Genomic DNA, 18705 nt, shown 5'->3' with positions numbered 1-18705 from the left:
GCAGATAATTGAATATTTAGTCTGCCTGTGCTAAAGAAGTTTTTTTAAGCACAGCCGCAATTATGACTGCATACACACCTCCGATAACAGCGGTGATAAGCTGTGTCACTGAAAACTGAAGCTGAAAAACCGGCAGCATCTTATGCATTGGAGCAGGCAGAAATGTCGGTAGAATGATAAGAGCAATGGCTATTCCCATGAAAAGAGCCTTTAGTATGGCACCTATTGCAATTGATACAGGAAAACCGGCAGCTTTGCCACATTTTTTGCGAAGCAGTCCCACACATACCACGAGAATGATATTTCCTATCATGATACATGGAAACATCGCAGGGATAGCCGCCATAACAGGACTTCCTGTGATGAAAAATGATGTGACAGGTGTGATAATGCTTAGGATAATGCCACATGCCATTCCGGCATAGAGTACGGTAAGTATTAAAGCTGCATTAATGATTGGACCTGTGATGTATACGCTTAAGTTCTTAAAGAACTGGCTGACAAGGCAGATTGCAAGCATAATTGCAGTAACGGTTATTTGTTTAGTTTTTATCTTCATTGATAAGACCTCCTTTAAATTTTCATATGAAATCATACTCCTTTTGGGGTGCAAATGCAAGGTTACGTTGCCGGTTAATATTTACTCCGAAGGCAAAAATGATGGTGGATATTGAAAGCAATTCATTTGTGTGCTAATATAAGTATATTCGCTGTTTGACGCAAAACAGCTATATATCAGGAGGAATACAATGAAAAAACTGATTAATTTGATATCAGAGGAAGTGACAAAGGCATTCGTCAGTGCAGGATATGACGAGAAGTACGGAAAGGTTACACTTTCAAACAGACCGGACCTTTGTGAGTACCAGTGTAACGGAGCAATGGCAGCAGCAAAAGAGTATAAGTGTGCACCATTTATGATCTCAGACAAGGTAGCGGCGCTACTTGAGTCAGATGAGATGTTTGAGTCAGTAGAATCAGTAAAGCCGGGATTTCTTAATATCAAAATGGATACCGCTTTTCTGGCAAAATATATGAACGATATGAAGGATGATGAGGGCAGATACGGCTTGGAGAAGGCCAAAAAGCCACTCACTATAGTAGTGGATTACGGCGGACCAAACGTGGCAAAGCCTCTTCATGTAGGTCATCTTCGTTCAGCAGTAATCGGAGAGAGCGTTAAGCGTATCGCAAAGTTCATGGGACACAATGTGATTGGTGATGTGCATCTCGGTGACTGGGGACTTCAGATGGGACTTATCATTACAGAGCTTCGCGAGAGAAAACCTGACCTCGTTTATTTTGATGAGAGCTATACAGGAGAGTACCCGAAGGAGGCACCGTTTACCATATCAGAGCTTGAGGACATCTATCCGACAGCCAGCGGTAAGTCAAAATCAGATGAGAGCTTCAAGGAGGCAGCACTTCTTGCCACAAAGGAGCTCCAGGGAGGCAGGAGAGGCTATCAGGCACTGCTTTCACACATCATGAATGTCTCTGTAACAGACCTTAAGAGAAATTATGAGAATCTGAACGTCCATTTTGAGCTGTGGAAGGGCGAGTCGGATGCGCAGCCATATGTACCTGAGATGGTTGAAATGATGAAGGAAAAGGGCTTTGCACATATGAGTGAGGGTGCTTTGGTTGTGGATGTGAAGGAGGATACAGATACAAAGGAGATTCCGCCATGTATCATCCTAAAGTCTGACGGAGCCTCGCTTTACAGCACTACAGACCTTGCAACACTTGTTATGCGTATGAAGGAGAACAACCCTGACCGTGTGATTTATCTGGCAGACGCACGTCAGTCAATGCACTTTATCCAGGTGTTCCGCTGCGCAAGAAAGACAGGCATAGTACCTGATACTACGGAGCTTGTACATATCGGCTTTGGAACCATGAATGGCAAGGACGGCAAGCCTTTCAAGACAAGAGACGGTGGAGTAATGCGTCTTGAGTACCTCCTCAAGGAAATTGACGATGAGATGCTCAATAAGATTAAGGAAAACCAGAAGGAAAAAGAGAATCTGAATATAGACGAGGCGGAGGCTGAGCAGACAGCCAAAACTGTAGCGCTTGCAGCAGTCAAGTATGGTGATTTGTCTAATCAGGCGAGCAAGGATTACATCTTTGATATCGACAGATTTACATCCTTTGAGGGCAACACAGGTCCATATATCCTTTATACAATCGTGCGTATCAAGTCAATCCTCTCAAAGTATGAGGCAAAGGGTGGCGACATCAGCGCACTGAAGGATGCAATCATGCCGGCAGTCAATGCAGGACAGAAGAATCTCATGCTCTCTCTGGCAAAGTTCAATGCTACAATTGAGAGTGCATACGAGGAGTCTGCACCACACAAGATATGTGCATACATCTACGAGCTTGCCAACGCATTCAACGGCTTCTACCATGACACAAAGATTCTTTCTGAGGAGAATGAAGAGCTTAAGAAGTCATATATTTCGCTGCTTGTGCTCACAAAGGAGATACTTGAGGCTTGTATCGATATGCTTGGATTCTCAGCTCCTGACAGGATGTAATATTAATAGTAGTAATTTCATGTTCTAAAACAATTGGACATGTAATATAAATAGGACATAGATGATTTATCAGAATCGTCTGTGTCCTTTTTTTAATTTGAATAACTGTCGGTGGCAGGTCGGGATAGGGCTTATGCGTGTGGCTGCAGTGTCGCAGAAGCTACGCTGCGCTATTAAGACTCTGTATAAATTATGCAGCAAGTACTTCTATGCCTGACGAAACCGTCGATACTCGCCGTCCGGGCTCGATATCTCCTTGCCTCGGCGTCCATGCCTCGGCATTTCTGTGCTTCAAAGCATAATTTAACAGACTCTAAATAGCTCCGCTATACGCTTCTGCGACACTGCAGCCACACGCATAAGCCCTATCCCGACCAGCCACCGAAGTGGCGATAAGGAGTGAAAAATATGGATATAATTGATTATCTGCCACAAAAGATGAAGGCTGAGGCAGAAGCGTACATGCCGTGTGGTCTGGAGGAAATCAGGGTGCGCGCCGGAAAGCAGGTGCAGTATATGTTTGCGGGAGGATGTAGAGCCGGAGTGTATATCTCACATAGCGATATTGAGGAGATGATAAATTATCTGAGCGGATATTCATTCCACGCGATAGCACCGCAGCTTGCAGCAGGCTATTTTACAGTGGAGGGAGGTCATCGTGTGGGAATTGCAGGGCAGATGGGCTGCGATGGAGGAAAGGTTACAGCAGTCAGTGAGATAGCGTCCTTAAATATCAGAATTGCCCATCAGATAAGGGACGTTGCAATGCCACTGATGCCTTATATCCGGGATGAAAACAGCATTTACAATACATTGGTTATATCACGGCCGGGAGAAGGAAAAACAACATTTTTAAGAGACTGCATCAGGATACTTTCAGATGGCTGTGACGGAAAAAAAGCTCTTAAGGTGTCGGTGGTCGATGAGCGCTCGGAGATAGCAGCGTGCTACTTGGGAGTGGCTCAAAACGATATAGGCAATTCCAGTGATGTGCTGGATAACTGTCCGAAGTCACTTGGCATGAGGATGCTTTTGCGCTCTATGTCACCGGATGTGATTGCAGTGGATGAGCTGGGAGGAGAAGGTGATATCGAGGCATTAAATCAGCTTGTGAGTTGCGGAATAAGGATACTTGGCAGTGTACATGGCACCAATGCAGATGATCTGCGAAGAAAAATTCTGCCACATGCCATAGAACGGTTTGTGTTTATAGACCATGATGAAAAAGGGGTGAGGCGCTATAGCATTTATGATGAAGCTTACAGGCTTTTGTATAGTACTGTTTGCGGTATTGGGGCTGATAAACGATTACAGCAAAAGAAAAAAGGCAGATATAGCGATGCTGTATGATTTCATGCTTTTGCTTGAAAAGGGGGCATTTTATCTGGCAGGAGAAAGAATGAAGGCACCACATTTTTTTAACAGCATAAGAGGAAAAAGCGAGGTGTTTAATGAGGGCTGCAGGAGAATGGGAGAGGCACTTTCAAACAGGAGCTGTAAAAGCGGAGAGGAGGGCTGGAGGGCTGTGTGGGGGACTGTGCTTTGTGGCAGGATATCTGATGAAAAAATAAAGAAAATGATAGTTGAAATGGGAGGTGCATTCTTTGAAAAAAATGCAGCTGCGATGGAGCTGCGGCTTAAGGAATGTGCTTTGGACATACATAAACAGATAGATTTTTACAGGAAAGATTATGTTGAAAAAATGAAGGTGATTTGTCCGGTGGGTATTTTGGGAGGGATTATGATATCAATAATGCTTATATAAAAATGTGGTAATCCTATTAAACATATTGTTGTATGCGATGAAAGGACTTGATGATGGAGATTTCGATTATTTTTAAGATAGCAGCACTTGGAATAGTGATTACGGTGCTCGGACAGGTCTTAAAACACAGTGGAAGGGAGGAAATGACTTTCCTGCTTAGTCTGGCCGGGCTTGTGATCGTATTGTTCTGGATTGTGCCATATATAAGTGAGCTGTTTAAGACAATGCAGGATATGTTTTCTTTGTAATATGTTGAAGATTGGGATAATAGGAATTGCGGCAGTATTTTTTGCAGTGCTTTTAAAGCGTGACAGGCCTGAGCTTTCAATGCTTCTTTCAGTAGCCTGTGGCACTATAATTTTTGCTTTTGCATTGGAGCAGCTAGGCACAACAATTGAGTTTTTTAAAGGACTTCTTTCAAAGCTTCCTGTGGAACCGGTATTTTTTGTCACTATGGTAAAGATACTTGGGATTGCATATATTGCGGAGTTTTCATCCTCAATCTGTAAGGACTGCGGTCATAGCGCAATTGCATCGCAGATAGAGCTTTTTGCGAAGGGAGCAATTGTTGTGATGTCAATTCCGGTGATGTCGTGCCTGATAGAGCTGATTGGAGAGCTGTTTTGATTTGTAGAAAATATATTTTGATAATAATCATATTGGCTGTAGTGTTTTTGCCGCAGTGTTTTGTGTATGCGTCGGACACCGAAATCACAGATAGAATTGAGCAGCAGATGCTTGAAAAAATAGATATGTCAGAGATTGAAAAATATTCAAAGGATTATCTGCCGGACAGACTATCGTTTTCGGATATAGTGGATGCCATTCTGGCAGGAGATCAAAAGGCAGGTGAAAAAATCTGTGAGTATATTTATGAGCTGTTTTTTTATGAAATAGCGGCGGTGAAGCCTGTTATTATAAATGTGCTGTGCTATACGATACTTTTTATGGTGTTTTCAAGGCTTATTTTCTGGCGGCAGGATTATGTATACAATGTAAGTTTTCTGTTTATGTATGCATCGGTTATATCAATGCTTATGGCATCTTTTTTTGTGTTGTCTGATGTGGCAAAGGGCTGTATTGATGTGCTTTTGACTTATCTTACAGCGCTTGTGCCGGCATATGCGACAGTACTTCTTGCGTCCGGAAAAGGATTTTCGGCATCAGGCTTTTACATGCTGGCATTTGTGCTCATTTATGTAGTGGAGTGGCTTATAAAGCTGGTGCTCATACCGGGAATTCATCTGTTTCTGGTGCTTGAGGTGCTCAATCACGTATCTAGTGAAAAGAAGCTTGAAAAGCTTGCAGAGTTTATTGAATCAGCAGTTATAAAAATAATGAAGGCATCCATAAAGATAGTGGCAGGCATAGGCATAGTCCAGGCCATGATTGCTCCCGCAAAGGACAAAATATCGGAAAGCCTTATCTTAAAAAGTTTTCAGGCGATACCGGGTGTGGGGAGGCTTGGGCAGGGTGCAGGTGAAATTATGCTTGGCTGTGCGATGCTCATAAAAAACAGTGTTGGTATGGCGGCGATTATCGTGCTCTTTTTCATTGTGCTGACCCCGCTTGTAAAAACACTAATCTTTTCGCTGATGTACAGATTGCTTTCCGCTGCGTTGCAGCCGGTCTCAGACAACAGGATTGTGGAGGGCATAGAAGCCGTTGCCAGGGCAGGAAATCTGTATTATATCGTGATAAGAGATGCATCTATATTGTTTTTTATAGTGATTGCGATAGTATGTGCATCTACAAGCTTTATGGGAGGTTGATAGGGCATGAAGAGTTATTTGTATCTGGCATTTTTTTTCATGGTAATGACATATTTAACGCCAAAGGAGCAGTATAGGAGGTACTTTAGGTTTATGCTTGGGGTGTTTTTGGCAGTCATTATTCTAAAACCTCTTGCGGCAGGGTATGAATATGACATGAGATTTGCTGAGCTTACAAAGAAAATAGAGGGGATTTCGTATGAATATGACGCGGATACGACAGATTTGTTTACGGCTTTCGAAGCTGAAGAAAACTGACTACATAGTGATTTTACTTGTTGGAGTACTGCTTCTTATTGTGGTGCTTCCGGTAAAAGAGGATAGAAAGACCTGTAGTAATTCACAAAAGAAAGCTAAAGCTAAGTCAGTAAGTGAAAGCACCTGCGATGATGAAGAATATGAGAAGCTGCTTGAAAAAAAGCTTGAGGGTATTCTTGAAAGGATGGACGGTGTGGGTGAGGTATCTGTGATGATTACGCTGTCAGACGATGGCACAAGGATAGTGGATAAGGATACTAAGGAGACCTCGGAGAGCATTGAAAAGACTACGGTCATATACGATGACGAGGATGCAAGTGTACCTTATGTCACAAGCACGGACAAACCGACTGTTTCAGGAGTGCTTGTGGTAGCGCAGGGCGGAGGAAGCCCACAGGTAAACAACGATATTTCTAATGCGGTTTCTGCATTATTTGATGTGCCAATGCATAAAATAAAAATAGCAAAAATGATATCCAGGGAGGAATAAAAGTGAAGAAAGGCAGCCATAAAAATCAGATAATTATTACGACACTTGCACTTCTTTTGGCAGTGGTCGGTTACATAAGCTACGATAACAGGGATACCTTTATGAATGCAAAGGATGTGCTTTCCACTGAAATCGAGGCTGTAAATGGAAAGGCAGATACAAAGGAGCCGGAGGAATGTGAGGATACACAGGTATCAGATGAGGTTGCGCTTGAGACAGACTCGACAGAGGAAATATTAAATGCCGGCGAAACGGTACTGACAAGTGCATCCACAGAGAGCGAGGAGTGTGTGGCACAGGTGAAGCTGGGACGCGAGCAGGTGCGCTCAAAGAACAAGGAGGCTCTGCAGAAGATTATCGATGATGCAGGAGTGTCAGAGGCCGAGAAGAAGAGCGCGGTCGATGCCATGGTGAAGCTGACAGAAAATGCACAGATGGAGGAGGATGCCCAGATGATGCTGGAGGCAAAGGGCTTTAAGAATGCTGTGGTAAGTCTCAGTGATGAATGCTGTGATGTGATTGTTGGAAAGGAAGATGTGACTGATGAAAAGAGAGCTCAGATAGAGGACATTATCAAGCGCAAGACAAATATCGGGGCATCAAATATTGTCATATCGACGATGGACTGATACATGAATTTTTAGTGTCTTGAAATGGAAACCGTTTTAAGCTATACTATACTCTGATTTTGTTTGGAGGAAATATCAGTGGATAACTTAAGACAGGAAATAGAAAAAAGAAGAACATTTGCAATAATTTCCCATCCGGATGCAGGAAAGACTACTCTGACAGAGAAGTTTCTTTTGTACGGAGGGGCAATAAACCAGGCCGGTTCGGTAAAGGGAAAGGCTACGGCAAAGCATGCTGTTTCGGACTGGATGGAGATAGAAAAGCAGAGAGGTATTTCGGTTACTTCATCTGTATTACAGTTTAATTATGACGGATATTGCATCAATATCCTTGATACACCGGGACACCAGGATTTCTCAGAGGACACATACCGTACACTCATGGCAGCCGATTCGGCCGTCATGGTAATTGATGCAAGCAAGGGTGTTGAGGCACAGACCAGAAAGCTCTTTAAGGTCTGTGTCATGAGACATATCCCTATTTTTACATTCATAAACAAGATGGACCGTGATGCCAACGATACGTTTGAGCTTCTCGATGACATCGAAAAAGAGCTGGGCATCGCGACCTGTCCTATCAACTGGCCGATAGGCTCAGGAAAGCAGTTTAAGGGTGTGTATGACAGAAACAGCAAGGAGGTCATGACCTTTGCAGACACCTTAAAGGGCACAAAGGAGGGCTCGGAGAAGATTATTCATATAGATGATCCGGCTCTTTCCGATGAGATCGGAGAGGAATTTAAAAGTCAGCTCATGGATGAGATTGAGCTATTGGATGGCGCCAGTGCAGATTTTGACATGGAGCTTGTCACAAAGGGAGAGCTTTCACCTGTATTTTTTGGCTCGGCTCTCACAAACTTTGGTGTTGAGACATTTTTACAGCATTTCCTTAAGATGACATATGCACCGACAGCAAGACGCTCTGACATCGGAATGATTGATCCTTTTTCAGAGGATTTTTCTGCATTTGTATTCAAAATTCAGGCCAACATGAACAAAAATCACAGGGACAGAATAGCGTTTATGCGAATCTGCTCCGGACAGTTTACAGCCGGCATGGAGGTATACCATGTGCAGGGAGGCAAGAGCTTAAAGCTTTCACAGCCGCAGCAGATGATGGCAGATGAGAGAAAAATAGTGGACAAGGCATATGCGGGCGACATCATAGGTGTGTTTGACCCGGGCATATACTCTATAGGAGATACACTCACGACAGCAAAGGATAAATTTGAGTTTGAGGGCATCCCGACATTTGCACCTGAGCATTTTGCGAGGGTATCACTTGTTGATTCCATGAAGAGAAAGCAGTTTGTAAAGGGCGTCACACAGATAGCGCAGGAGGGTGCTATCCAGATGTTCCAGGAGTACAAGGGCGGCATGGAAGAAATCATAGTCGGCGTGGTCGGTGTGCTTCAGTTTGACGTGCTTAAATTCAGACTTGAAAATGAGTACAATGTCCAGATCAGACTTGATAATCTGCCATATGAGCATATCAGATGGATTGAGAACAAGGATGAGGTCAATGTAGATACAATTAACGGAACAAGCGATATGAAGAAGGTTGTCGACATGAAGGGAAATCCGCTTCTCCTGTTCATCAATGAGTGGAGCATCGGCATGACACTCGATAGAAATGACGGACTTGTGCTTACTGAGTTTGGAAGAAACTAGCTACGCTGAGGCTTTTTGGATTGTACTATCGAGAAAACGGGCAAGTATTTGGTCCAGTTATTTAAGAAACGCTATACTAGTACAGCATTCTGCAAATAGCTCAATCAATAATTTACATGATTTTTCATCTGTGCAATCAGAAAAACCTGACGTAGTCAGGTGAGAATTCCAAGGTTGAATTTGGACTTGACGCTATTGAGAGATTATGTGTATAATGAAGACAGTTGTGAAAGCAACTGTCTTTTTAATTATGTTTTATTTGTATATTTTGAGTATTTTACTTATAGCTGCTTTTAGGTATAGCGTGAGACATGGGCAGCTATTTGATTCTGTAATTATTCCAATTTATTAGTTGACAATTGAATAGAAGTGTATTATTATAATAACAGAACGAACGTTTGTTCGCGAGAGAATAGGAGATTATTATGGCAAAGGAAGATAAATTAAAAGCATTAGACGCTGCCATTGCGCAGATTGAGAAACAATACGGAAAGGGCTCTGTCATGAAGCTTGGCGACAACTCAGCCAATATGAATGTAGAGACAGTACCTACAGGCTCATTAAGCCTTGATATTGCATTAGGACTCGGAGGGCTTCCGAAGGGCAGGATTATTGAGGTGTACGGACCGGAGTCATCAGGTAAGACAACGGTTGCACTCCACTGTGTTGCAGAGGTACAGAAGCGAGGCGGCATCGCAGGCTTTATAGATGCAGAGCATGCGCTTGACCCTGTATATGCCAGAAATATAGGTGTTGATATTGACAATCTCTATATTTCACAGCCGGACTGCGGTGAGCAGGCACTTGAGATAACAGAGACCATGGTGCGTTCGGGCGCTGTGGATATCGTGGTTGTCGATTCAGTTGCGGCACTCGTACCAAAGGCCGAGATTGACGGAGATATGGGGGATTCCCATGTGGGTCTTCAGGCGAGACTTATGAGCCAGGCGCTCCGTAAGCTCACGGCAGTTATCAGCAAGTCAAATTGTATCGTTATATTCATCAATCAGCTTCGTGAGAAGGTAGGTGTGATGTTTGGAAATCCTGAGACTACCACAGGTGGAAGGGCATTAAAGTTCTATTCATCAGTGCGTCTTGATGTCAGAAGAACTGAGTCACTCAAGCAGGCCGGTGAGATAGTCGGCAACCATGTCCGCGTAAAGGTTGTTAAGAATAAAATAGCTCCTCCTTTCAGAGAGGCAGAGTTTGATATCGTGTTTGGCCAGGGTATCTCAAGAGAAGGAGATGTGCTTGATCTTGCAGTCAATGCAGGCATTGTCAACAAATCCGGTGCATGGTACGCATACGAGGGAGACAAGATAGGACAGGGTCGTGAGAATGCAAAGACTTATATCCATGAGAATCCGGCATTTTTTGATATGCTTGAGGCAAAGGTAAGGGATTTTTACTTTACACAGCCTGAGGATGAAGATGCTGCAGTACAGGAAGACTCTGAAAAGTCAGAGGCAGATGAGCAATAAGTGAGCAGGGTTATATATGATAGAGATTACCGGATATGAGAATATTGGTAAAGGCAAATACCGCACGACCTTTGATAATGGCACGTCATGTGTGCTGTACCGTACAGAGGCCGTGCGGTACTCTATTATGGAGGGAGCCTTTATCAGTGAAGCGGATTACGAAAAGCTGATAACTGAGGTGGTAGGAAAGAGAGCCAAAAAGAGAGCACTTCATCTGCTTGAACAGATGGACAGGAGTGAAAGAAAGCTCAGGGAAAAGCTCACACAGGGCGGATATCCGGATTGCTGTGTGGATGCAGCGATAGATTATGTCAAGAGTTTTCATTATCTTGATGATTACAGATTTGCCGTCACATATGTCAGATATCATCAGGACAGCTTAAGCCGCAGGCAGCTTGAGCAGAAGCTTATGGCAAAGGGCATAGGCAGAGATGATATAAATTGTGCCATAGAGAGCGAATACACTGCAGAAGAAGAGAAACATATAGCCAAGCTGCTTGAAAAGAAACATTATGATCCTGACAACTGTGATGAAAAGGAGTTTCGCAGGATATATCAGTTTCTAATGCGTAGGGGCTTTAAGAGCAGCCAGATTCTTTCAGCAATGAGGTCACAATTACCTTGACAATTTGCACCAAAAAGTATAGAATTTAATTGTTGTAATTTGTGAAATACAATGAAAATTTAATAAAGGAGGTGCTCCTGTAATGCTACCGTATATCATTACTGCTGTAGTTTCTATTATTATTACTGCATTGGTTGTATGGTTTGTAGCCGCTTCATACCAGAATAAATCTGCTAACTCCAAGATTGGAAATGCTGAGGAGAAGGCAAGAGGAATCATTGATGAGGCTGTAAAGGCTGCGGAGGAAAAGAAGCGCGAGTCTATGCTTGAGATTAAGGAAGAGTCTATTAAGGCTAAGAATGATCTGGATAAGGAAATAAAAGAGCGTAGAAACGAGATTTCCCGTAATGAGCGTCGTATCGTTCAGAAGGAAGAAAATGTCGACAAGAAGCTCGAAGCTATCGAGAAGCGTGAAGCCGGATTTGCAGTTAAGGAAGAGGAACTCAAGAAGCAGAAGATTGAAATATCAAAGCTTAACGAGCAGCGTTTACAGGAACTTGAAAGAATCTCTGGATTAACCTCCGAGCAAGCTAAAGAATATCTCTTAAAGACCATTGAAGAAGATGTAAAACTTGATACTGCAAAAATGATTAAGGAAATGGAAAACAAAGCAAAGGAAGAGGCAAACCGTAAGGCTAAGGAATATGTGGTTACAGCTATTCAGAAATGTGCAGCAGATCATGTATCTGAGACTACTATTTCAGTGGTATCACTTCCGAATGATGAGATGAAGGGACGTATCATAGGAAGAGAGGGACGTAATATCCGTACTCTCGAGACTATGACAGGAGTAGATCTGATTATAGATGACACACCTGAGGCAGTCATTTTGTCAAGCTTTGATCCAATCAGAAGAGAGGTTGCAAGAATAGCTCTTGAGAAGCTTATTGTTGACGGAAGAATCCATCCGGCCCGCATAGAGGAGATGGTTGAGAAAGCTCAAAAAGAAGTCGATAATATGATTCGTGAAGAGGGTGAAGCTGCCACACTTGAGGTGGGCATACACGGTATTCATCCGGAGCTTGTGCGTCTTCTTGGAAAGATGAAGTTTAGAACAAGCTACGGTCAGAATGCGTTAAAGCATTCTATCGAGGTTGCACAGCTGGCTGGCTTACTGGCTGCTGAAATCGGCGAGGATGTCAGAATGGCAAAGCGTGCAGGCTTATTACATGATATAGGTAAGGCAGTAGATCACGAGATGGAGGGTTCACACATCCAGCTCGGTGCCGAATTATGTAAGAAATATAAAGAGTCACCACTTGTGATTAATGCAGTAGAATCACATCATGGTGATGTTGAACCGGAGTCACTTATTGCATGTCTCGTGCAGGCGGCTGATACAATCAGTGCGGCGCGTCCTGGTGCAAGAAGAGAGACTTTGGAGACATATTCAAATCGTCTTCAGCAGTTAGAGGACATTACAAATGGTTATAAAGGTGTAGAGAAATCTTTTGCTATTCAGGCAGGTAGAGAGATTCGTATTATGGTAGTTCCTGAGCAGGTCAGTGACGCCGACATGGTTATCATGGCCAGAGACATATCTAAGCAGATTGAGTCTGAGTTAGAGTATCCGGGTCAGATAAAGGTTAATGTAATACGTGAGTCACGTATAGTGGATTACGCAAAGTAAAGCATTAGTGTATTGTCGGTTTTACATAATAACATGTACATTTGAAAAGGCTTCGTATGAAGCCTTTTCTTTTTGCTAAAATGTATGAAAACATATGAAAAACACAAATGCTGCCGATTTTTACAATGCAGTGCTTATGATATAAAATAAATTATCGGTAACTATTCATAACTACTAAAGATAATTATCTATATTGCATAAAAATATATGTATAAATTGTTTTATATTCACAAAAAGTGATAATAGTACGTGACAAAATTAGTAAAATGTTATAAAATAATAAATGTAATATTTAGTAACTATTCAGTGTTGATGGCTGCGATTTTTATAAATATTACAAGGGAGAAACTATATAATAACGATATCATATGGAGGGTTTTGCAATGCAGAGATTTACATTACCAAGAGATTTATATCACGGAAAGGGAGCACTTGAGGCGTTAAAGAACTTTGAGGGAAAGAAAGCTATTATCTGTGTGGGCGGAGGCTCCATGAAGAGATTTGGCTTTTTAGACAAGGCCGAGGCTTATTTGAAGGAAGCAGGCATGGAGGTTAGGCTTTTTGAGGGAATCGAGCCTGATCCGTCAGTGGAGACAGTCATGAAAGGTGCGGCTGCCATGGAAGAATTTGAACCGGACTGGATTGTGGCTATCGGTGGAGGCTCACCTATAGATGCAGCTAAGGCTATGTGGATTAAGTACGAGTATCCGGATATCACATTTGAGGATATGTGCAAGGTGTTTGGTATTCCAAAGCTTAGAAAGAAAGCACATTTCTGTGCTATTTCATCCACATCGGGCACAGCAACAGAGGTTACTGCGTTCTCAATCATCACAGATTATGAGAAGGGCATCAAATATCCAATTGCAGACTTTGAGATTACACCTGATGTTGCAATCGTAGACCCTGAGCTTGCAGAGACGATGCCACAGAAGCTTGTTGCACACACCGGAATGGATGCCATGACACATGCTATCGAGGCATATGTATCCACAGCCAACAGCGATTTTACAGATCCGCTTGCACTCCATGCAATAGAGATGATACAGCATGACCTGATTGATTCATACAATGGTGATATGGCAAAGAGAGATGCGATGCACAATGCGCAGTGTCTGGCAGGAATGGCATTCTCCAACGCACTACTTGGAATAGTTCATTCTATGGCACACAAGACAGGCGCAGCTTTTGCAGATTATGGTGCACATATCATCCACGGAGCAGCCAATGCGATGTATCTGCCAAAGGTTATTGCTTTCAATGCAAAGGATGAGACAGCAAAGGAGCGCTACGGAGCAATAGCTGATTTCATGAAGCTGGGTGGAGAGACACTTGATGAGAAGGTTGAGCTTCTTATCAAATACTTACGCGGCATGAATGATGATCTGAATATACCACACTGTATCAAGAATTACGGAGCAGACAGTTATCCGACAGAGCAGGGCTTTGTACCGGAGGAGGTATTCCTTGAGAGACTTCCTGAGATTGCGGCAAATGCCATACTTGATGCTTGTACAGGCTCAAATCCGCGCCAGCCAAGCCAGGAGGAGATGGAGAAGCTTCTCAAGTGCTGCTATTATGACACAGAGGTAGATTTCTAATCAAAACGGCAACTTTCAATTTTAATTATTTAGAGGGTAAACAGAAAAAATGATTGACGAAATGAAACGGCAAAAAAGAGAGCTTGTATATAAGGGCTCAATACTCGATATATACAAGGATACAATGCAGTTTGCAAACGGTAAGACTGAGGAATGGGATTTTGTCTCGCACAGAAAAGGCGCTGCGGCAGTGCTTCCGGTGCTTGATGACGGCAGGATAATCATGGTGCGTCAGTATAGAAATGCCCTCGAGAGGGAGACAATAGAGATTCCGGCCGGCTGCAGGGACTTTGTGGGAGAAGACACAAGGCTGTGTGCAGAAAGAGAGCTTAAGGAGGAGACGGGCTACAGCTCTGACGATATCTCGTTTTTACTTTCGCTTCGCACAACAGTAGCCTTTTGTGACGAAGAAGTGGATGTCTATCTTGCCAAAAACCTGAAAAAGGGCGAGCAGCATCTCGATGATGCCGAGTCAATCGATGTAGAAATATACACTCTAAAGGAACTGTGCGACATGATTTATGCCGGAAAAATCCAGGATTCCAAAACAGTCAGTGCAGTTCTTGCCTATAGCAATATGATTAAATAAACAGACAAAATAATGCAAGCCACAGGATATAAACTCCTGTGGCTTGTATTTTGCAAAAATAATATGTATATAATTTGTGATTTAAGAATTCATTTCTGCAATATCGTAGATAAGCTTCTTTGAATCCTCCCATCCAAGACATGGGTCGGTGATGGATTTTCCGTAGACATGCTCGCCAATCTTCTGGCTGCCCTCCTCAATATAGCTCTCAATCATAAGACCCTTGACAAGTGTTTTGATATCAGAGGAAAGCTGTCTGTTGTGCATAACTTCCTTGGCAATACGGATCTGCTCTTTGAACTGTTTTCCGGAGTTGGAATGGTTGGTATCTATGATAGCAGCCGGATTGACAACGTCCATTTTGTCGTACATCTCGTGCAGCCGGATTAAATCCTCGTAATGGTAGTTTGTTGTAGTGTTGCCATGTTTGCTGACTGCGCCTCTTAAAACAACGTGTGTCAGAGGATTTCCTGAAGTCTCGACCTCATAGCCTCTGTAAACAAAATGATGTGGGTGCTGTGCTGCATAAACAGAATTGAGCATGACAGAAAAATCACCACTTGTAGGGTTTTTCATACCGCTGGCCACATCGAAGCCACTGACGGTGAGACGATGCTGCTGATCCTCAACAGAACGAGCACCGATTGCGACATATGAGAGAAGATCCTCAACATAGCCCCAGTTCTCAGGGTAAAGCATCTCATCTGCACAGGTGAGTCCGCTCTCTGCGATGGCACGGATATGCATTTTTCTCATGGCGATAAGTCCCTCAATCATGTCAGGAGCCTTCTCAGGGTCAGGCTGTGAGGCGATGCCCTTGTAGCCCTCACCGGTTGTTCTTGGCTTATTTGTATATACACGTGGGATGATAATTACGCGGTCCTTTACATCCTCCTGAATCTTTGTCAGGCGGCTGACGTAGTCACAGACTGAATCCTCGTTATCAGCTGAACAAGGTCCGATAATGACAAGAAATCTATCATCATTTCCACAGATAACATCTGAAATCATTGCATCGCGCTTCGCTTTAAGCTCGGTAAGCTCCTTTGACAGAGGATATTCCTCCTTAATCTGTGCAGGAGTTGGAAGCTGGTTTAAAAATGTGAAACTCATAATACTGCTCCTTATATAAATAGTAATTGTATTAATTAAAATGGTATATTTTTATGGCATATCGGAAAAAATTTCAAATATATAATAATGCCCAAACAGATAAATAATAAGATAAATGAAATATATTGTCAAATTTTTATCAATTATAATAGTATGCATAATAAGTTATAATAAAACACTAAAAGACTATAATAAGAAAAAAGTAACATTGAAAAAAAGTAAAAGATGTGATATAAATAGTTGGTAACTTTTTTGTGACCGTAGTTTAATGGATAAAATTCCGGACTCCGACTCCGGCGAGTGCGCGTTCGATTCGCGTCGGTCACATACTTTGAGTTTGATATGTTGGGTTAATGGAGGAATCACATGAAGGACTTTTTTAACAGGGAAACATTGGATAATATAAAGCAGTTTTGCACAGAAAATAAAAAATACGTTGGAGTAGCAGGTGTACTTGTAGGACTCATACTCATACTTATAGTAGTTGTCGCAGGAGGCAATAATGGCAGACAATCCAATACCGAAGCCGGATCACAGACAGAGATTTCGGTAAAGGATTTTGAGTTTGAAAAGGATTACACAAATGACGCAAAGGACGATATCAGCACATTACTTGCTGATTATTACAAGGCATACGTGGGGGATGACATTGATACACTTGGCAAGCTTGCTACACCTATGAGTGACAACGAGAAGAGCTATATCGGTGTTGTCAGCCAGTACTATGAGTCAGTCAATGATATCACACCTTATACCAAAAATGGTTTGAAGAAAGGCTCATATTTTGTGTCTGTCAAAAACAGCATAAAGTTTACAGGAGTTGATACACAGGCACCTACACTTGACTTCTTTTATATAGAGACAGGCAAGGATGGAAAGCTCTTCATAAACAATGTATACAGCAATTTCAACAGAACATACTGTGAGAATGAACTTGATGATGATATTATGGAGCTTATATCAAAGTATACTGCTTCATCCGAGTTTGCAGACCTTCATGAGGAGGTACAGAAGGAATATGAGCAGGCGCTCAGCACAGATGCAAACTTAAAGACTATGCTTGAGACAACACTCACAGGTGCAATAAAGCAATGGTACACATCTTCAGGTATTGCCAATTTAAAGAAAGATGATGCAGACACACAGAACACAGAGGCGGATACACAGCAGGCTGATGATGCAGCACAAAACAGCGACCAGCAGGCTGCGGATGCAAATGCCGGACAGACTACAGATGCAAACGCCGGACAGACCGCTGATCAGCAGACTACAGATGCAAACGTCGGACAGACCACAGACCAGCAGGCTACAGATACTAATGCTGAAAATCAGCAGCCGGCAGAGCAGCCACAGGCACCGGCTGAGTATCAGGTAGTGACAAAGGATGTTGTAAAGGTGCGTGACGGTGCAAGCACAGATGCTAAGGAGCTTGGTCTCTTAAAGGAGCAGGTAACACTTACAGCATATGGTACAGAGGGTGATTGGACTATAGTATCCTACAGTGCCGGAACAAATGGCAGGGCTTATATCAAGACGGAAAATCTCCAGACAGTAGGACAGTAAAAGCAATACAAAGTAACAGATTTGCATATACAATCATAAAAGCAACACGGAGGCTTAAAGGTCTCCGTGTTTTAATCTACATAGCATATGGCTGTTGCAAAGAGTAGAAAAGGCTGTTGCCTGGTTTATGTATATCGGATAAAGAAATCTAAAAAGAGGATATGGTATGGAAGAAAATGGTGTAAGAATAAATAAATTTCTCAGTGAAGCGGGTGTGTGCTCAAGGCGTGAGGCAGACAGGCAGATAGAGGCCGGCAAAGTAGAAATAGACGGTGTGACAGCAAAGACAGGTGACAGGGTTCTAAAGGGACAGACTGTCACATATAATGGACAGGTAGTATCAAAGGAAGAAGAGATGATACTGATTGCTTTGAATAAGCCGGCCGGCATAGTCTGCACAGCTGAAAAAAGGGAAAAAAACAACGTTATAGATTATCTTAATTACCCAAAACGCATTTATCCTATTGGCAGGCTGGATAAGGATTCTGAGGGACTTTTACTTCTGACCAACAACGGAGAGATAGTAAATAAGATGATGCGCTCCGGCAACAGACACGAGAAAGAGTATATCGTCACGGTAAACAGACCGATATCTGACAGCTTTATCAGAGGACTCGCGGGAGGAGTACCGCTTGTAGAGCTTTGTGTGACAACCAGAAAGTGCCATGTGAAAAAGCTGTCTTCAAAGCAGTTTAAGATTATCCTGACACAGGGCTACAACAGGCAGATAAGACGCATGTGTGAATACTTTGGCTACCGTGTGGTCAAGCTTGAGAGAGTGAGAATTATGAATATTGAGCTCGGCGACCTGCCAAGAGGAAAGTACAGGGCTGTGACACCACTTGAATATAAGGGACTTAAAAGACTGATTGCGGATTCATCAAATCAGCCGGTTATGCCTGATACGAATAAGAAGCATTCTGATAAGAAACATTCTGATAAGAAATATCCGGATAGAAAAGCAAAGTAAAGCAG

At 42.7% G+C, this 18705-nt stretch carries 19 protein-coding genes and 1 tRNA gene; 18 read left to right on the top strand and 2 right to left on the bottom strand.

Going from position 1 to position 18705, the window contains the following annotated elements; translation table 11 throughout:
• Positions 1 to 16 precede the first annotated feature (16 nt).
• The gene (locus ACTQ1L_RS03505) at positions 17 to 559 is read right to left on the bottom strand and encodes an ECF transporter S component (protein WP_321112397.1); all 543 of its coding nucleotides are present in this window, start codon (positions 557 to 559) and stop codon (positions 17 to 19) included.
• Positions 560 to 749: 190 nt separating this feature from the next.
• On the opposite strand from ACTQ1L_RS03505, the gene argS reads away from it, so the two are divergent.
• The 15 genes from argS (at position 750) to ACTQ1L_RS03430 (ending at position 15054) form a co-directional block, all read left to right on the top strand.
• Complete coding sequence (gene argS, locus ACTQ1L_RS03500; protein ID WP_441365456.1) at positions 750 to 2543, top strand: arginine--tRNA ligase; 1794 nt, start codon at positions 750 to 752, stop codon at positions 2541 to 2543.
• A gap of 408 nt (positions 2544 to 2951) precedes the next feature.
• Positions 2952 to 3893, top strand: a complete 942-nt coding sequence (locus ACTQ1L_RS03495) for a stage III sporulation protein AA (RefSeq protein WP_321112394.1) — start codon at positions 2952 to 2954, stop codon at positions 3891 to 3893.
• Positions 3793 to 4308, top strand: a complete 516-nt coding sequence (locus ACTQ1L_RS03490) for a hypothetical protein (RefSeq protein ID WP_441365455.1) — start codon at positions 3793 to 3795, stop codon at positions 4306 to 4308. Before ACTQ1L_RS03495 ends, ACTQ1L_RS03490 begins: the two co-directional genes overlap by 101 nt.
• Before the next feature lie 53 nt (positions 4309 to 4361).
• Positions 4362 to 4556 carry a stage III sporulation protein AC gene (spoIIIAC, locus tag ACTQ1L_RS03485; protein WP_117714939.1) on the top strand — a complete coding sequence of 65 codons (195 nt, stop codon included), beginning with the start codon at positions 4362 to 4364 and terminating at the stop codon, positions 4554 to 4556.
• Position 4557: 1 nt separating this feature from the next.
• Positions 4558 to 4935 (top strand): SpoIIIAC/SpoIIIAD family protein, encoded by a 378-nt coding sequence (locus ACTQ1L_RS03480; protein WP_441365454.1) that lies wholly within the window; start codon positions 4558 to 4560, stop codon positions 4933 to 4935.
• A complete protein-coding gene (locus ACTQ1L_RS03475) occupies positions 4932 to 6080 on the top strand; it encodes a stage III sporulation protein AE (protein WP_321112390.1) in 1149 nt (382 codons plus the stop codon). The genes ACTQ1L_RS03480 and ACTQ1L_RS03475 overlap by 4 nt, the downstream gene beginning before the upstream one ends.
• A gap of 6 nt (positions 6081 to 6086) precedes the next feature.
• A complete protein-coding gene (locus tag ACTQ1L_RS03470; protein WP_012743066.1) occupies positions 6087 to 6338 on the top strand; it encodes a stage III sporulation protein AF in 252 nt (83 codons plus the stop codon).
• Entirely contained in the window at positions 6280 to 6828 is a 549-nt protein-coding gene (locus ACTQ1L_RS03465) for a stage III sporulation protein AG (protein ID WP_441365453.1), read from the top strand. Before ACTQ1L_RS03470 ends, ACTQ1L_RS03465 begins: the two co-directional genes overlap by 59 nt.
• Positions 6829 to 6830: 2 nt before the next feature.
• On the top strand, positions 6831 to 7457 hold the full coding sequence (locus ACTQ1L_RS03460) for a SpoIIIAH-like family protein (RefSeq protein WP_321112387.1): 627 nt from the start codon (positions 6831 to 6833) through the stop codon (positions 7455 to 7457).
• Positions 7458 to 7535: 78 nt separating this feature from the next.
• Positions 7536 to 9128, top strand: a complete 1593-nt coding sequence (locus ACTQ1L_RS03455) for a peptide chain release factor 3 (RefSeq protein ID WP_441365452.1) — start codon at positions 7536 to 7538, stop codon at positions 9126 to 9128.
• A gap of 425 nt (positions 9129 to 9553) precedes the next feature.
• The gene (recA, locus tag ACTQ1L_RS03450; protein ID WP_441365451.1) at positions 9554 to 10609 is read left to right on the top strand and encodes a recombinase RecA; all 1056 of its coding nucleotides are present in this window, start codon (positions 9554 to 9556) and stop codon (positions 10607 to 10609) included.
• A 16-nt stretch (positions 10610 to 10625) separates the two neighbouring features.
• The gene (locus tag ACTQ1L_RS03445) at positions 10626 to 11234 is read left to right on the top strand and encodes a regulatory protein RecX (protein WP_441365450.1); all 609 of its coding nucleotides are present in this window, start codon (positions 10626 to 10628) and stop codon (positions 11232 to 11234) included.
• Between the two features lie 82 nt (positions 11235 to 11316).
• A complete protein-coding gene (gene rny, locus ACTQ1L_RS03440; RefSeq protein WP_441365449.1) occupies positions 11317 to 12864 on the top strand; it encodes a ribonuclease Y in 1548 nt (515 codons plus the stop codon).
• Between the two features lie 383 nt (positions 12865 to 13247).
• Positions 13248 to 14465 (top strand): iron-containing alcohol dehydrogenase, encoded by a 1218-nt coding sequence (locus tag ACTQ1L_RS03435; protein ID WP_321112381.1) that lies wholly within the window; start codon positions 13248 to 13250, stop codon positions 14463 to 14465.
• A gap of 49 nt (positions 14466 to 14514) precedes the next feature.
• Positions 14515 to 15054, top strand: coding sequence for an NUDIX domain-containing protein (locus ACTQ1L_RS03430; protein WP_012743058.1), 540 nt, complete (start codon positions 14515 to 14517; stop codon positions 15052 to 15054).
• An 81-nt stretch (positions 15055 to 15135) separates the two neighbouring features.
• On the opposite strand, the gene ACTQ1L_RS03425 is transcribed toward ACTQ1L_RS03430, so the two are convergent.
• Positions 15136 to 16167 carry a 3-deoxy-7-phosphoheptulonate synthase gene (locus ACTQ1L_RS03425; protein ID WP_441365448.1) on the bottom strand — a complete coding sequence of 344 codons (1032 nt, stop codon included), beginning with the start codon at positions 16165 to 16167 and terminating at the stop codon, positions 15136 to 15138.
• 254 nt (positions 16168 to 16421) lie between these two features.
• Here ACTQ1L_RS03425 and ACTQ1L_RS03420 point away from each other — a divergent pair.
• From ACTQ1L_RS03420 to rluF, 3 genes are all read left to right on the top strand, one after another.
• Positions 16422 to 16494, top strand: a tRNA-Arg gene (locus ACTQ1L_RS03420).
• Between the two features lie 39 nt (positions 16495 to 16533).
• On the top strand, positions 16534 to 17730 hold the full coding sequence (locus tag ACTQ1L_RS03415) for a hypothetical protein (RefSeq protein ID WP_441365447.1): 1197 nt from the start codon (positions 16534 to 16536) through the stop codon (positions 17728 to 17730).
• A 166-nt stretch (positions 17731 to 17896) separates the two neighbouring features.
• Entirely contained in the window at positions 17897 to 18700 is an 804-nt protein-coding gene (rluF, locus tag ACTQ1L_RS03410; protein WP_441365446.1) for a 23S rRNA pseudouridine(2604) synthase RluF, read from the top strand.
• The last annotated feature ends 5 nt before the right edge of the window (positions 18701 to 18705 follow it).

It is taken from the genome of Agathobacter sp. LCP21S3_B2, from assembly GCF_052118705.1.
In the GTDB taxonomy this organism is placed as follows: domain Bacteria; phylum Bacillota; class Clostridia; order Lachnospirales; family Lachnospiraceae; genus Roseburia.
This window is presented reverse-complemented; position numbering and strand designations above follow the sequence as displayed.